19 protein-coding genes are annotated in these 14,644 nt (G+C 46.6%); 11 read left to right on the forward strand and 8 right to left on the reverse strand.

Features of this window, described 5'->3' with window-relative positions; all coding sequences use genetic code 11:
* Nucleotides 1-34: 34 nt before the first annotated feature.
* A complete protein-coding gene (locus tag ACWI_RS10490) occupies nucleotides 35-757 on the reverse strand; it encodes an amino acid ABC transporter ATP-binding protein (protein ID WP_070371396.1) in 723 nt (240 codons plus the stop codon).
* Nucleotides 758-1,051: 294 nt separating this feature from the next.
* Here ACWI_RS10490 and ACWI_RS10495 point away from each other — a divergent pair, with 294 nt between their 5' ends.
* Complete coding sequence (locus ACWI_RS10495) at nucleotides 1,052-1,417, forward strand: Acb2/Tad1 domain-containing protein (protein ID WP_070371397.1); 366 nt, start codon at nucleotides 1,052-1,054, stop codon at nucleotides 1,415-1,417.
* A gap of 81 nt (nucleotides 1,418-1,498) precedes the next feature.
* Here ACWI_RS10495 and ACWI_RS10500 read toward each other — a convergent pair whose 3' ends face one another.
* On the reverse strand, nucleotides 1,499-2,020 hold the full coding sequence (locus tag ACWI_RS10500) for a DUF4364 family protein (RefSeq protein WP_070371398.1): 522 nt from the start codon (nucleotides 2,018-2,020) through the stop codon (nucleotides 1,499-1,501).
* 84 nt (nucleotides 2,021-2,104) lie between these two features.
* Between ACWI_RS10500 and ACWI_RS10505 the strand changes: the two genes are divergently transcribed.
* The 4 genes from ACWI_RS10505 (at nucleotide 2,105) to yqeC (ending at nucleotide 6,682) form a co-directional block, all read left to right on the forward strand.
* Entirely contained in the window at nucleotides 2,105-2,809 is a 705-nt protein-coding gene (locus ACWI_RS10505) for a 4Fe-4S double cluster binding domain-containing protein (protein WP_139142353.1), read from the forward strand.
* A 117-nt stretch (nucleotides 2,810-2,926) separates the two neighbouring features.
* Nucleotides 2,927-4,246 (forward strand): DUF512 domain-containing protein, encoded by a 1,320-nt coding sequence (locus tag ACWI_RS10510; RefSeq protein WP_070371399.1) that lies wholly within the window; start codon nucleotides 2,927-2,929, stop codon nucleotides 4,244-4,246.
* A 99-nt stretch (nucleotides 4,247-4,345) separates the two neighbouring features.
* Complete coding sequence (der, locus tag ACWI_RS10515; protein ID WP_070371400.1) at nucleotides 4,346-5,665, forward strand: ribosome biogenesis GTPase Der; 1,320 nt, start codon at nucleotides 4,346-4,348, stop codon at nucleotides 5,663-5,665.
* Nucleotides 5,666-5,956: 291 nt separating this feature from the next.
* Nucleotides 5,957-6,682, forward strand: a complete 726-nt coding sequence (gene yqeC / locus ACWI_RS10520; protein ID WP_070371401.1) for a selenium cofactor biosynthesis protein YqeC — start codon at nucleotides 5,957-5,959, stop codon at nucleotides 6,680-6,682.
* 229 nt (nucleotides 6,683-6,911) lie between these two features.
* Here yqeC and ACWI_RS10525 read toward each other — a convergent pair whose 3' ends face one another.
* From ACWI_RS10525 to ACWI_RS10540, 4 genes are all read right to left on the reverse strand, one after another.
* The gene (locus ACWI_RS10525; RefSeq protein WP_070371402.1) at nucleotides 6,912-7,325 is read right to left on the reverse strand and encodes an arsenate reductase ArsC; all 414 of its coding nucleotides are present in this window, start codon (nucleotides 7,323-7,325) and stop codon (nucleotides 6,912-6,914) included.
* Nucleotides 7,326-7,348: 23 nt separating this feature from the next.
* On the reverse strand, nucleotides 7,349-7,780 hold the full coding sequence (locus tag ACWI_RS10530) for an arsenate reductase ArsC (RefSeq protein ID WP_070371403.1): 432 nt from the start codon (nucleotides 7,778-7,780) through the stop codon (nucleotides 7,349-7,351).
* A 214-nt stretch (nucleotides 7,781-7,994) separates the two neighbouring features.
* Entirely contained in the window at nucleotides 7,995-8,357 is a 363-nt protein-coding gene (locus ACWI_RS10535; RefSeq protein WP_070371404.1) for a putative zinc-binding protein, read from the reverse strand.
* Nucleotides 8,358-8,381: 24 nt separating this feature from the next.
* On the reverse strand, nucleotides 8,382-8,681 hold the full coding sequence (locus tag ACWI_RS10540; RefSeq protein WP_070371405.1) for an ArsR/SmtB family transcription factor: 300 nt from the start codon (nucleotides 8,679-8,681) through the stop codon (nucleotides 8,382-8,384).
* A gap of 194 nt (nucleotides 8,682-8,875) precedes the next feature.
* Here ACWI_RS10540 and ACWI_RS10545 point away from each other — a divergent pair, with 194 nt between their 5' ends.
* From ACWI_RS10545 to ACWI_RS10565, 5 genes are read left to right on the forward strand one after another with little or no spacing between them, the layout of a single operon-like run.
* The gene (locus ACWI_RS10545; RefSeq protein ID WP_070371406.1) at nucleotides 8,876-9,247 is read left to right on the forward strand and encodes a hypothetical protein; all 372 of its coding nucleotides are present in this window, start codon (nucleotides 8,876-8,878) and stop codon (nucleotides 9,245-9,247) included.
* A 2-nt stretch (nucleotides 9,248-9,249) separates the two neighbouring features.
* On the forward strand, nucleotides 9,250-9,564 hold the full coding sequence (locus ACWI_RS10550; protein ID WP_070371407.1) for a 4Fe-4S dicluster domain-containing protein: 315 nt from the start codon (nucleotides 9,250-9,252) through the stop codon (nucleotides 9,562-9,564).
* A complete protein-coding gene (gene gcvH / locus ACWI_RS18530; RefSeq protein WP_084633630.1) occupies nucleotides 9,557-10,405 on the forward strand; it encodes a glycine cleavage system protein GcvH in 849 nt (282 codons plus the stop codon). The genes ACWI_RS10550 and gcvH overlap by 8 nt, the downstream gene beginning before the upstream one ends.
* Nucleotides 10,398-10,805, forward strand: a complete 408-nt coding sequence (locus ACWI_RS10560; RefSeq protein WP_070371408.1) for a putative zinc-binding protein — start codon at nucleotides 10,398-10,400, stop codon at nucleotides 10,803-10,805. The genes gcvH and ACWI_RS10560 overlap by 8 nt, the downstream gene beginning before the upstream one ends.
* Complete coding sequence (locus ACWI_RS10565; RefSeq protein WP_070371409.1) at nucleotides 10,802-11,209, forward strand: putative zinc-binding protein; 408 nt, start codon at nucleotides 10,802-10,804, stop codon at nucleotides 11,207-11,209. The genes ACWI_RS10560 and ACWI_RS10565 overlap by 4 nt, the downstream gene beginning before the upstream one ends.
* A gap of 82 nt (nucleotides 11,210-11,291) precedes the next feature.
* Here ACWI_RS10565 and ACWI_RS10570 read toward each other — a convergent pair whose 3' ends face one another.
* Together ACWI_RS10570 and ACWI_RS10575 are read right to left on the reverse strand one after the other, a co-directional pair.
* The gene (locus tag ACWI_RS10570) at nucleotides 11,292-11,831 is read right to left on the reverse strand and encodes a (Fe-S)-binding protein (RefSeq protein WP_070371410.1); all 540 of its coding nucleotides are present in this window, start codon (nucleotides 11,829-11,831) and stop codon (nucleotides 11,292-11,294) included.
* Nucleotides 11,831-12,982 (reverse strand): aminotransferase class V-fold PLP-dependent enzyme, encoded by a 1,152-nt coding sequence (locus tag ACWI_RS10575; protein WP_070371411.1) that lies wholly within the window; start codon nucleotides 12,980-12,982, stop codon nucleotides 11,831-11,833. Before ACWI_RS10575 ends, ACWI_RS10570 begins: the two co-directional genes overlap by 1 nt.
* Nucleotides 12,983-13,247: 265 nt before the next feature.
* Here ACWI_RS10575 and lpdA point away from each other — a divergent pair, with 265 nt between their 5' ends.
* The gene (gene lpdA / locus ACWI_RS10580) at nucleotides 13,248-14,633 is read left to right on the forward strand and encodes a dihydrolipoyl dehydrogenase (protein ID WP_070371412.1); all 1,386 of its coding nucleotides are present in this window, start codon (nucleotides 13,248-13,250) and stop codon (nucleotides 14,631-14,633) included.
* Nucleotides 14,634-14,644: the final 11 nt, after the last annotated feature.

The raw sequence follows: 14,644 nt of genomic DNA on the forward strand, positions 1-14,644 counted from the left end.
ATATAATAACTAATATCGCTTGCGACATTAGAAATTAACGCAGAATCTTACTGAGAAAGAGTTTTGTTCGTTCCTCGGTTGGGTTTTCAAAGAAATGTTCCGGTTTTCCTTCTTCCACAATCCGGCCATCGTCCATAAAGATGACCCGATCGGCAACCACCCGGGCAAAACCCATTTCATGGGTAACCACTACCATGGTGATGTTTTCCTTTGATAACTTGATCATGACATCCAACACTTCCTGAACTGTTTCCGGATCCAGCGCTGATGTTGGTTCATCAAAAAGGATAATCTTTTTTTCAGTTGCCAGGGCTCTGGCAATAGCGACCCGCTGTTGTTGTCCCCCGGACAAGGTTGCCGGATAAGCATTTTCTTTTTCACTCAAGCCAACAATCGCCAAATATTTACGGGCTTTTTTGATGGCTTCTTCTTTGGACAGTTTTTGCAGTTTGATCGGTGCCAGGGTCAGATTTTCCAGCACGGTTTTATGGGGATACAAGTTAAAACTCTGAAATACCATCGCCGATGTTTGTCGCACCAGTTGAATTTTATTTTTTTGCGTAAGTTCTTCACCATCGATAAAAACATGCCCGGAAGTAGGTGCTTCCAGAAAGTTCATACAACGAACGGTGGTACTCTTGCCCGAACCTGACGGTCCGATAATTACTAATTTTTCACCCTCTGCAACCTCCAGATTAATATCTTTTAACACATGGTGTTCACCAAAATACTTATTCACATCTTGAAGTTTAATCAATTATTCTTCCTCCAAATCTAATGTCAATAGCCAAAAAAAGAACTTCCATAAAATATACGCACTGTGTTATAGTATATTTGAAGCTCCCTCGCTACATAAATTATTTTTAAATATAAAAAACCCTTTTACAATAATATTATGAAGAAGAGCTTTTGTCAAGCGTTTAAAAAGTTGCACTATTAAGAACGTCAATGCTCAAAAGAACTGAATATGCGATTCGGTTTTGGGTATAAAGGGGTATAATCAAATATAACTTAGAGTGAATACAACTTAGAGTGGAAAGAAGGCAGCAAAATGGGTGAGAAAATAACAACCGTTCAGTACAAAGGCAATTTAAATGAGGTTTATCGAGTCGCTGACAAGGGCGTCGGCAATGCTTATAACGAGTATGTTATTCGGACTAAAGACGATGATCCAGTTGAGCTGGCAAGAATTAAGTTTCAAAAAGGAGCCAGAAACGAACCCATATCGGAAGTCGGCGTCATTGATTCTGATTTGCTTGAGATTGTCAGAGATCGCTTAAAGCTATTCCAGGAAGGGGAGTTTGAGTGTACTGAGAATGCGATGGCCTTGGTACATATTGAGACAGCGATCATGTGGTTAAACCGTCGGGTGGAAGATCGGATCAAACGTGATGTCATCGGAACCCATAAGAAATAACTATACGCAACGACGACGAAGGTTGGCTATCGGGTTAAAACCCCAGTGGCCAACTTTTTGAATGTGTTGCTATAAAATTAATCAGGTTAATAGATTCAATACCGACGCATATAACTCCTGGGTATTTTCTTTCCAGCGATTACAGATGTCCAGCGCCAGTTTCAGGGTCGGGGCATTTAAGGCGATCTCCATTAAAACCATATTGTTTTCCTGAAGTTTTAGTTCCACCAGATAGTCGGTTTCGCCCAATTTCTGGTAGTTGGCAGTAATTTTTACTTCTTTAAAAATCTTGGCCCGGTTTTCCTTTAAGTAAAGATCAATCATCTCGGCAATATAAGTGGGGATTTTATCGTGAAAAACCGTCAGCGTATCCTTGCCCATGGGCGTTAAGCTCAATACTGATTTACCGTCATATTCCAGCGTTGAAAGAAAATCGTCCTTGATCAGATCGTCAATGTAGAGTTGGATATCAAAATAACCAATCTGCAGGTTTTCAATAATGATCAGAGCAATCTGCTCCCGGGTTAACGCGGTTTTGATTTTTTGTAGGACATAGAGTATGATTAATTTATCTTCAGCCTGTTGCGAAGAATTAAAGAGCATAAATATCACCACCTTTGTTTTGTAATGCTATTGTAACACATCAATGGGTGAATTTCCCTATTTCTGTGTAAAAAAGAGGAGAAAATGAAAAAAGAAATCTGCAGTCATCAGTCCGATGCCCTCAATCACACCATTAATCACCTGGGGCAGTCCCTGGGTGCCACGGCCGTCGGCTTTTCTGATCTGTCCATTCTACCGGAGCAAAAACGGATGGGCTTTAACCGGGCCATCACGATTCTTATCAAACTGTCCAATGGCATTTTAAATCAGATCGGGGAGGAGCCGACCCAAACCTATTTCAGCCATTACCGCAGTGTCAACCGTCTGCTCGATGATATCAGCCTGCGGCTGCTGCTCAGTCTGGAGGCCCTTGGTTATCCAAGCGTGGCGATTCCGGCGTCCCAGTCGGTGGCCGATCCTAATGATTCGTTTACCGGCGCCTTCTCCCATAAAACTGGTGCCGTGCTGGCGGGGCTGGGCTGGATCGGCCGCAGTGCCTTGTTTATCCACCAGCGCTACGGCCCCCGAGTACGGCTGTCCACTATCCTGACCAATGCTCCTTTTAATGTCGGCGACCCGGTGACCGAAAGCGGCTGTGGCAGCTGCCGGGTCTGTGTCACGGCCTGTCCGGCCCAGGCCATCGAAGGGCAGCTGTGGACCCCGGGGATGGCCCGTAACCAGCTTTACGATGCCTTTGCCTGCAGCCAGCAGATGAAGGAGGCCTATCAGCATATTGGCCGGGGAGCGGTCTGCGGCCTTTGCATGGTTCGCTGTCCCATCGGCCAATAATTGCGAAAAATTCTTAAAGAGGTTTTTTTTTCAGTGAAAGTATTATATAATAGGTAAGGAGAACTGCCGGCTGGTTTTGCTGGCAGTTTTTAAATTGTAAAGAAAAAGAGAGAGCGATTGAAAAAGTTTATTATAGAGGCTGTTGAAAAAGACAGCATTTTCAGCGAAATGGATGTTACCCCCGGGGACTGTCTGCTATCAATCAACTGCATGCCGGTCACCGATATTCTCGACTACCGCTATCTGATTGCCGATGATTGCTTAGAGGTGGAAATCGAAAAGCCGGATGGGGAGATCTGGGAGCTGGATATTGAAAAAGAATATGAGGACGATCTGGGGGTGGTTTTTCCCGAAGCAATGATCGGCACTAAAACCTGCAAAAATAATTGCGTTTTCTGCTTTATCGATCAGCTGCCGCAGGGCATGCGGGAAAGCCTTTATGTCAAAGACGACGATGAGCGGCTGTCCTTCTTAACCGGCAACTACATCACCATGACCAACCTGACCCCGGATGAACTAAACCGGATTATCCGCTACCGGATCATGCCGATGAACCTGTCGATTCATACCACTAATCCCGAACTGCGGATTAAAATGCTTAAAAACCGTTTTGCCGGGGATGTGATGCGTTACCTGGAAACATTTTATGAAAATGGCATTTTGATGAATGGTCAGATTGTGCTGGTACCGGATTATAATGACGGCCCCGAACTGGAAAAGACACTTAATGAACTAAAGCGCTTTTACCCGGTGCTGCAGTCGGTGTCGGTGGTGCCAGTGGGCCTGTCCAACCACCGTCAGGGTCTCGCCGAGCTCCGGCTTTTTACCCGGGATGAAGCCCGGCAAACCCTGGCCCTGATCGACGCTGTTCATGGTGAAATGGAAGCCCAGCATGGTGATGGCTTTGTCTATCCCAGCGATGAGTTTTACCTGCTGGCCCAGAGCCCAATTCCCGACAGTGATTATTATCACGGTTTTCCCCAGATTGAAAACGGGGTGGGGATGATGGCTGATTTTAAAACGTCTCTGACTGAGGCCCTGGCTAATTTAAAAACCCTAAAAACCCGCAATCAGCCTAAAAAAATCGGGCTGATCACCGGCACTGCCGCGGCCACGTATCTGGACGAACTGGCGACTGCCATCACAGCCGCTGTGCCCGGGCTGACGCTGACCGTTTTCCCAATTACCAACCACTTCTTTGGGGAAGCCATTACCGTCTCTGGCCTGGTCACTGGCACTGATATCCTAGCTCAGCTAAAAAATCAGCTCGCCGACGATCCCTGTGATCTACTGCTGCTACCAGAAAACGCTCTGCGCAGCGGCAGTCATACCCTGCTCGATGACTGGACCCTGGAAAGTCTCAGCGATGCCCTGGGCGTCAAAGTTGCCAGTGTTCCCCTTGATGGTCAGGCTCTGCTTGACCACTGCACCACGTGAATCAGGCCAAACCAATCAGCTAGCAACTATACACCAAAAAAAGCTCAAAGCACTTTTGTAATTTTCGCAAAATGATAATAAATGAAATGAGGAAGAATTATGCCAAAACCTATCGTCGCAGTGGTGGGCCGTCCCAATGTGGGCAAGTCCACCCTGTTTAATAAATTAGTCGGCGAACGAATCGCCATTGTCGAAGACACCCCCGGGGTAACCCGGGACCGGATCATTGCCGACGCTGAATGGCAAAACCACCACTTCACCCTGATTGACACCGGCGGTATTGAACCCCACACCAAGGATGACATCCTCTTGCAGATGCGGGTTCAGGCCGAGGTGGCCATTGATATGGCCGATCTGATTGTCCTCCTGGTTGATGGTCGGGAAGGGATGACTGCCTCCGATCTGGAAGTCGCCAATATGATCCGTAAACACGACAAGGATGTGATACTGGCCGTTAATAAAGTTGACAGTCAGAGCCTGGAAAACAACGTCTTTGAGTTTTACAACCTCGGTATCGGTGAACCGCTGGCCATTTCGGCAGAACAGGGGTTGGGACTGGGGGATTTTCTCGATGAGATCATTAACCGCGTCAAGCGTTATTACGATGAAGACGAGTCCGAAGATGAGCGCCTGCGGGTGGCCGTCATCGGCAAGCCCAACGTCGGCAAATCGACCCTGATTAACAAGGTGCTTGGCGAAGATCGGCTGATTGTCAGCGATATTCCCGGCACCACCCGGGATGCCGTCGATACCAGCGTCCGCTATGATGGCGAAGATTACGTCCTGATTGACACCGCCGGATTACGGCGCAAGAAAAAAATCTATGAAGATATTGAGCGTTACAGCATTGTCCGGGCCATTGCCGCCGTCGAACGCAGTCAGATCGTCCTGATTCTGATTGACGGCTCCCAGGGCGTCACCGAACAGGATGCCAAAATTGCCGGAATTGCTCATAATCGTTCCAAACCATCAGTTATTATCGTCAACAAATGGGATGCTGTCGAAAAAGACAATAAAACCATGAAAAAGATGGAAGGGGACATCCGCGATGCCCTATCCTTTATGGACTATGCGCCAATCATTTTCATCTCGGCCAAAACTGGACAGCGCCTGGGAAAAATATTTGAAACCATTGAATTTGTAAAGGCCCAAAGCGCCAAACGGATCACCACCGGAAAGGTTAACGAAGCCCTGGCCGAATTTGTGATGATGAAACAGCCTCCCTCCAAACATGGCCGTCGTTTAAAGCTTTATTATGCCTCCCAGGTGGCCATCAATCCACCAACCTTTGTGGTCTTTGTTAATGACATGACCCTGGTTCATTTTTCCTATCAGCGATATCTGGAAAACAAGATTCGCGAAACCTTTGATTTCTTCGGCACCCCGATCCGTCTATTTATCCGGGAACGGGCCGAGTAACAAGCATCTGATAACAAGTATTTGACCGTTTGCTGGAAAAACTCTGATTATGGTGTTTGTGATCTCGGAACCCAACCACAGGATGGGACAGGTATGCAATATCATGGACAAAGATAAACGATTCACATTTTTATGCTGCATAGACCTTCATTCGTTTGAGGGTCTTTTTTTTGTTGTCTGATGGTTGTTTGGTTGACTTCTCAAAAAAGCAAAAGATCGTTTTAAACATCGCATTTTTGTCATATAATAATAGTGTTGTTAGAAAAAAAGCTTTTGCGGAAGGAGAATACCTTGAATCTAATCGATACTTTTCAAATAACCGAGACAGAGGTCATCACCATTACTGGTGGCGGCGGTAAGACCTCCCTGATGTTTGCCCTGGGCCGGGAACTTACTGCCGCTGGCCAGGCCCATGTGATCACCACCACCGCCAAAATCTGTGTGGCCGATGTAAACCCGGCGCAGCTGCTGATTGATCCGGATATCGATACCATTATAGCCGAAATAAAAAAAGACCCAGCCAAAGAATGGATCATTGGCCGGGAAGAAGTCGCCCAGCAGAAAATTGCTGGCTTTGATGATGCCGATCTGTACAAGCTTCATCAGGCGCTATCCCCACTGGTAATTATTAATGAAGGAGATGGTTCCAATCGCCGCCCCTACAAATTCTATGCCGACTACGAGCCAGCCATTCCGACCCTGACCACCAAAATCATTCATGTGATGGGAGCTGAAACCTTTAAGCGACCAATCGATGAAACCCTATTTCATCGCTCCCAGCTGTTTGATGGGGAAGAGCTGTTTTTTGATGAAACGGCCTTAAAACGGACCCTTGCAACCTTTTCTCGTACCAAGCTTGATCCCCACTTTGGACCGGCTGTTGATCGCATTCTGCTGATCAATAAAGCCGATGGGGCGCATCTTGAGGATGCCCGACAGATGGCGGAAATTGGTAAAACGATTTTTTCCTTTTGTTTTATCGCCTCCCTGAAAGAAGGCTGGATCAAAGGCTGCTGATAAGAGATAAAAAAGTGCTAACTGCAATTTTCAGACTGTCAAAAAGCTAACCAGTACCGACAATTGTGTATCATGTTGTGACCTAGGAACAGACCCTACGCATCGGAGCGGACAACAGATTGACAAGGGTCTGACCCCTTGGTCATTGGTCGGTACGGTAGTTTTTCGACAACCTCAAAAGCGCTGTCAGCACTTTTTTTATTAGGAAAGGGTGGGCCAGTTCAGGACTTTAAATACTGAGGGCTTTATTGCTGATGCGGTCAGCCAGATTCTTGACCTTTTCCTCAATTTGAGCAATAATCGCCAGAAATTCGGCGTCACTTTTGCCGGAGGGATCATCCAGTCCCCAATCTTCAGTATAGCGGCTGGGCAGGTAGGGGCAGACGACATTGCAGCCCATTTTGATGACAATTTCAATCGGTGGCAGATCTGTCAGCAACTTGGAGTGCTGGGTCGCTTCCATATCAATGCCGTAGTGGGCTTTAATCAGGCGGACGGCATCCTGGTTGATTTGCGGTTTGGTCTCGGTGCCGGCTGAATAGCTTTCAAAGACATCACTGGCAAATTTCTTTGCCAGGGCTTCGGCCATCTGGCTGCGGCAGGAATTATGGACACAGATAAATGCAACTTTGGGTTTGTTCATTAATTTCTCCTGTTTGATATAAGCTAAATCGAATCTTTGTAGGTGTTAATCAGATCGATGACGTTTTCCCGGATTTTATAGCGTAAATGGCGTGCTTGTTCCAGCTGCTCCTCCTCAGTACCAGTAAAATCAGCCGGATCTTCAAAGGTCCAGTCGAGGACATTCATAGCCAGCGGAAAAATCGGGCAGCGTTGACCATTTTCCAGGTCGCAGACCTTAACGATTATGGAATAGAGGCGCCCCTCTTTAAAATAATCAAACACCGAATTGGTCGTGTTTTGACTGAGATCATAGCCGACTTCTGCCATCACCTTGACAATCAGGGGATTGATGGTGCCCGGTTCCAGGCCGGCACTTTCGGCGATGAAATAGTCTTTCCCCAAATCATTTAAAAAAGCTTCGGCCATCTGGCTGCGGGCGGAATTATGGACACAGACAAATAGTACTTTAATCATATTTCTGACTCCTTGCAACAAAGATTTGACTGTAAGCATAACATAATTAAAGGATGCCAGCGAGATTGGTTATGTTAAATTTTTAAACTGCTCAGAAACTTTTAAAACAATCAAAACACACCCGGAAGCGGGTGCGATGCTTACCGGGTGTTCTGCTGAATGCTTTAGTTTAGCGATTAATATCGTGAGCAAAATAATTCACTCCTGTAATTGCTCAGTTACTGGCTAATATTTTATCAAGGGCCTGCTGAACGTGTTCGATTTCGGCCTCAATATCGTCCAGATTCTGATATTTCTCATTATGTTTAATATCATAATCGGGAGTCATCACAATTTCGTCATAGAGTTCATACCCCATATCTTCATATGCCATCGACGCACAGGTCGACGGACAGCCATTCAAAGAAATGTATTTTTCATCATCACCGGCCGCTGCAACCTCTGCGAGAATGTTCATGCTGACATGGGGGAGGATGGTGATGTTTTCCTCATCAATAATACCAAAATACTGGGCCACAGTTTTGGTCATCATACTGACATTGCAATGCCCGGGACAGGGATAAATTTTTAATTTCATATGCGTTACCTACTTTCGTGCGGTTTATTTAAAATCCAGGGTTTCAAAATATTCTTCAACAGTTTGATCCATAATTTCCAACAGTGTTGTGATGCCTTTTAACTTTACCCGATAATGCATTTCAACCCCAATTTTTTTATTTTCCAGAATGCCCGCTTCACGCAGAATTTTTAAATGCTGGGAGAGATTTGCCTGACTATAATCAAAAGCAGGCAGAAGTTCACAAACACAACGTGATTGGTCCAGAAGTGATTTTACTATTTGTAAGCGGATGGGATGACCCAGCGCTTTGAATATTTTGACAGAAAGATCTTCGCTATTCATAATTGACCTCTTTTCGATATTTTTAAACTGATTCCACAGCTAAAAGGGTTGACAACGGAATGGGTTTTATAACATTATAAGCAATCACTTATAAAAATGCAAACTTAATCTATTGCCCTTGACACCCATAACCGAGAGGCGTATAATGAATTCAACCATAAGCATTTAATTATATTATAAACGAGGTGGAAGATATGAGTCAAGAATTACCAGGTTTTATTATGTGTGTCTGTACCGGAAAATGTCCTGGCTTTCAAGCCATGGATATTTGGGATTTCATCAACCAGGTACGGGTCGAGTTGCCGGTGGAATACGCCTTTATTCATCCACAACTGTGCGAAGAAGATGGCGATCGTTTTCTGGCTGATTTTTTAAAGTCCCATCGCAAAGTAATCATTGGCGCCTGTGCCCCCAATATGCAACGGAAAATGTTCAAGGATGCCTTTAAAGAAGCCGGCCTTAACATTGAAGAAGATGCCGTAATGCTGGACATCCGTGATATGACCAACGAAAAAGCCTTTGAAGTGGTAGAAAACAAACTGGAAGAAATGGGATATGAGGTGTAGCCATGAGTGAATCAACTTTTATGGGTGTCGAACGGGATCGGATTGACTGGTCTCCCCGTATTGATTTTTCAAAATGCAACGATTGTATGGACTGTGTGAAATTCTGCCCCCATCAGGTTTTTGAAGTCGATGAGAATGCCAAACCCAAGTTAAAGGTCAAAAACCCCAATAACTGTGTGGTTTTCTGTCGGGCCTGTGCCAAAACCTGTGGTCCGGATGCCATTACCTTTCCGGATAAAACCGAAACCACCAAGATGATCAAAGCCATCCGTAAGGCAGAAAAAGCGGCAGAAAAAGAGGCTGAAGCCAATGAGTGAGTCAATTTGTGTATTACCCTGTAACGGCCTGGATAAATGCGCCGGGGATCTGTCCCGGCGGGTGGCCCTGGAGCTGGCCCAGTCAGCAGAAGTAGCGCTGATCTGTCCGGTGTTATTAAATCAGAACCGCAGCCGCTACGAAAAAGCCCTGGCCGCTGGCGATTTAACCGTCATCGATGGCTGCAATACCCGCTGTGCCAGTAAACTGGCTGGCGATCTGGAACTGGCCATCAAGGACAAAGTCAATGTCAGTGAAGTCGCCAAAACCCTGGATATCAAACTGGGGGTCGACATTCAGGAAAATGATGACACCCGGGCGGTTGTCCAGGCTGTCTTGGCAAAAGTAAATAGTAGTGCCGCTGATCAGGCGGAGTCGGAGTTTATTGAACCGGAAGCGGTTGAGTATAACAGCTTTTCCCATGGAAAATTTATTTTCAAGGTCCCCCAAAGCAATTATTTCTTCAATGAAAACGACTGTTGGGTGACCGTGTCCGGAAATATGGCTCGGGTGGGGGTCAGTGATTATGTACAACAGAACCTGTCAGACATTCTCTATGTCGACCCGCCGGAAATCGGCGATGAGTTTGAACAGTTTGACGATTTAGGCAGCATCGAGTCCAGCAAAGCGGTATTCGAAATTATTTCACCGGTTTCTGGTACTGTGGTGGCTGTCAATAGCAGTTTAAATGATGCCCCGGAACAGGTCAACGAAAGTCCCTACGAAAAAGGCTGGCTGGTGGAAGTGAAACTCCGTGATTTTTCCGAAGATCAGGATCTTCTCCACGATTGCCCGGCCTATTTTGAATTTTTACAACGAAAGGTAGCAGAAATCGATGTCTAAAATAAAAGTAATCCCCTGCAGCGGAATTGGCAAAGTATTTGGTTTACTGGCCAGAGAATCGGTATTAATGGTAACTGAGGAAAAGTGTCCCAACGACACCGAGACCCTCTGCCTGGCCCATGTGGTCACCGGTGATGATGAGGTCGTGGCCAAGATTAACGGCAAATCCTGCATCACCATGGATGGTTGTGCCAAATACTGCGCTAAAAAAAGTGTCGAAGAAACCGGCGGCGTTGTCGTTAAAAGTCATAAGGTTCCCGATTTTATGAAAGCCCATCGCGGCGAAGAACATGGTACGGGAACTGCCCTTACTCAAGACGGTTGGAACTATGCCGAAGAACTGGCCGAAATTTTAGCTGCTGATGTTAAAGAAATAAAAGGTGGGGGTGACTTGCTATGATAAACAATAAAATTGGGATTATTTCCTGCAGCGGTGAAGAGTGCCTGGGGGGGACCATTTCCCGGCTGGCAGTGCGTAAAATGATGGAAGAACTCAAACCGGGGATGGTATCGACCCTTTGTCTGCCCTTATTTATCGCTGGTGATGGCGGCGAACGGGAATTTGCCGAAAAATATCCGACCATCGCCGTCGATGGCTGTTCCAAATGCTGTGCCAAACGGGCCATTGAAAAATACAGCAATCAGGTTGCTGGTAGCGTCGATGTGGCCGAGATTATCGGCGAAGACAAAGCCCTGGAAAAGCCCTTGTCGACCCGTCATCTAACCGACGAACACCATGAGTATGTCAACAAAACCGCTGCTATAACCTGTCAGATATTTGACGATATTTTAGCCAAACAATAACAAAACCATCATCAAAAAAGCCAGATCATTGACAAAGACGATCTGGCTTTTGGGTTAAGATGATTATTCTGGTTTAACGGACTCAGTCGGTTTCATAACCCAGCAGCTGCAGATGGGCTTCGAGGCTTAGATAATTGGGAGCATATTCATCCTCTTTCATCAGGCTACACTGGTTCAGCCGACAGCTGCCTAATATCAGTTTGGAGGCAAAGGCCATGCAGGAACCCTGGCCACAGACCTTACAGCCGATTTTCTTGGGCAACAATTTATAAAGCTGTATCGCACTGGGGCGCTCCCGGGTTTCCTCATTGGGTTCAATATTTTCTCGATTCGACCAGGTGTCATTGATCAGATTATAAATATGATCGATCATTTCATAACATTGGGCTTCATTGGTTAACTGGGTACAGGTAAGATTGCGATCGTGGATATTGATAATATGACTGCCGATCTTATAGGTAAAGGTTTGGGCCGACGGAATATAAAGGCCGGTTTTAATCACCGTATTGAGATAGGGCATGACGTCAGGAACCGGATTGCTGAGCTTCGCCCGAAATTTAATCCGACCGCCCCCGGTGGTGCAGGGTTTGATGTAAATAAGACTGATGGTTTCGAGGTACATTAGTTATTCTCCTTTAAATATGATTTCAAGCCATTAACCAGGGCATCGATATGCGCCGGTTCATTGAAATAGCCAATCCCGATGCGACAGCTGCCCCGGCTCACCGTCCCAATCAGACGATGGGCACTGGGGGCGCAATGTAAGCCAGCACGGATCATCACCTGACATTCCTGATCCAGATAAAAGGCGATTTCTTCGGGGACGTGACCTTCGAGATTAAACGGAATCACGCCAACACTTTTGGAAGAATCCCGGGGACCGTAAATTTCGATTCCCGGCACCGTACTTAACGCATTGAGGGCATAATCCATCAGAGCATCCTCTTTATGACGGATTGTCGCCAGGCCTTCAGCCTCAAGAAACGAAAGTGCGGCCCCCAGACCGATGATGCCGCTGACATTCATGGTACCGGCTTCCAGATGGTTGGGATAATAATCCGGCTGGTATTCATAGGCTGAATCTCCGCCGGTCCCGCCGGAGATAAGGGGATGAATTTCAGCCTCGCAATTGACAACCAGGCCGCCGGTACCCATTGGCCCCAACAGGCTTTTGTGGCCGGTAAAGGCCAGCAGATCGATATTCTGGGCCTGGACATCAATGGGAATCACCCCCGCCGTCTGGGCGGCATCCACCAGAAAAAGCAGGTTCTGCTTGCGGGCTAAAGCGCCGATCTCGCCAATCGGTTGAATTGTTCCCAGTACATTGGAAGCATGGGTAAAAACAATCATCCGGGTTTCCGGCGTGATCGCCGCTTCCACATCCTCGATCGCCGTTTCGCCCTGAGCCGTGGCCGGAACCACTGAAATCGTAATGCCCCGATCCCGCTCCAGGGTTTTCAGACAGCGCCAGACAGCATTATGCTCCAGCGCACTGGTGACGACATGATCGCCAGGTTTTAAAATACCCTGAAGGGCCAGATTTAACGATTCCGTAACGGAAGAAGTAAACACCACTGTTTTGGGGTCGTTGTGGTTGAACAATTTGGCCAGACTTTTTCTGGTCTGATAAACCAGGCCATCGGCCAGAATCGCCTTTTCGTAGGAGCCGCGTCCAGAAGTCCCGCCATTATTGACAATATAATCATAAATCGCATCAGGAACGGCCAGTGGCTTGGGAAAGGTGGTGGCCGCATTATCCAGATAAATATCCATATATGTCTCCTTCTATAATCATTTAATAATATCCTTAGTTATCTCTTTTATCATAAGCGCTAAAAATAAATTCGTCAATAAATTTAACAGGTAGAATTTGGGTTGATTAAAATCGGATTTCCATGATTTTACTTAAAAACAGGGCAAGAAATTAACAGTTGACATAATTGGGAGAAAAATAGATCATATCAGTAACCGTAATTTTATGACGGCACTGGCTTCATTATCGTTACATAAATATTTCAGACAAATACAAGGAGATACCATGAAAATTACAATTATTGGTGCTGGCCCCGGTGGCTATGAAGCTGCCATTATGGCAGCTAAGTTAGGGGCAGAAGTGACCGTTGTCGAAAAAAACAGGGTCGGGGGAACCTGCCTCAATGTGGGCTGTATTCCAACCAAGGCCTTACTGGCTTCGGCCGATGTATTGACGACCTCGTTGGAAGCTGAGAAATTCGGGGTATTTAATGAGCATACTTTTGCCGATCTAAATCAGGTAATCGAACGCAAAGACAAGCTGGTATCCGGTTTGGTTAAGGGAATTGAATTTCTTTTTGAATCAAATGGGGTTACGCTGGTGCGAGGGACTGGCCGACTGATCGATGCCCATACCGTCAGCGTCGAGTTAATCGATGGCGGGCTTGAAACCCTGGTCAGTGATAAAATCCTACTGGCCACCGGGTCCGTCCCGATCTGTCCGGAACTGTTTCACTATGATGGTGAGCGGGTAATTACCAGTACCGAGGCCCTGTCACTGCAACAGCCGCCCAAATCGATGATTATTGTTGGCGGCGGCGTCATCGGTTGTGAACTGGGGCAGTTTTTTAGTCGGATGGGGACCCAGATCACGATTGTCGAAATGGCCCCACAGCTGCTGCCCTCCGAGGATGAGGATGTCGCCAAACAAGTCATGCGGCAATTCAAACGAGAAAAAATAAAAGTCATCACCGCCAACAGTGTGTCCAATGTGGCGGTTTCCGACGCTGGAGTCGTGGTGACATTGGCAGATGGCAAAACCTTAGCAGCCGAAATGCTGTTGCTAGCCATTGGGCGGGCCAGCTTTGCAAGTGGACTGAATCTGGAAGCATTGGGAATCGCTGTTGATCCCAGGGGGCATATTGAAGTTAATGATCATCTGGAAACCAGTGTTGCCGGTATTTATGCCGTCGGTGATCTGATTAACAGCCCATATTTGGCCCATGTCGCCTCAAAAGAGGGGATTATTGCCGCCGAAAATATGCTGGGGCACAATAAATCCGGCGCCCATAAAGCGATCCCCCGATGTGTTTATACCGACCCCCAGGTTGCCGCAGTCGGGTTAACCGAAAAAGAAGCCCAGATTAAGGGGATCAAGTATAAAACCGGCAGTTTTGATTTCCGATCACTGGGTAAAGCCCAGATCATCGGGAAAATTCAGGGCCAGGTTAAAATTATTGTCAATCAGGAGGATGTGATCATTGGGGCCTCGATTATCGGACCAGAGGCCACCGACCTGTTGGCCGAATTGACCATGGCCGTCCACCTCGGCTTAACGGCAGAAGTTCTTGGGGAGGTGATTCATCCGCACCCGACCCTGTCCGAAGCGATCATGGAAGCCCTTCATGATGTCCATGGAAAATCAATTAATAAAGTTAAGATGCGTTTGTAAAAATTTTAAAG

The organism is Acetobacterium wieringae, assembly GCF_001766835.1.
Lineage (GTDB): Bacteria > Bacillota > Clostridia > Eubacteriales > Eubacteriaceae > Acetobacterium > Acetobacterium wieringae.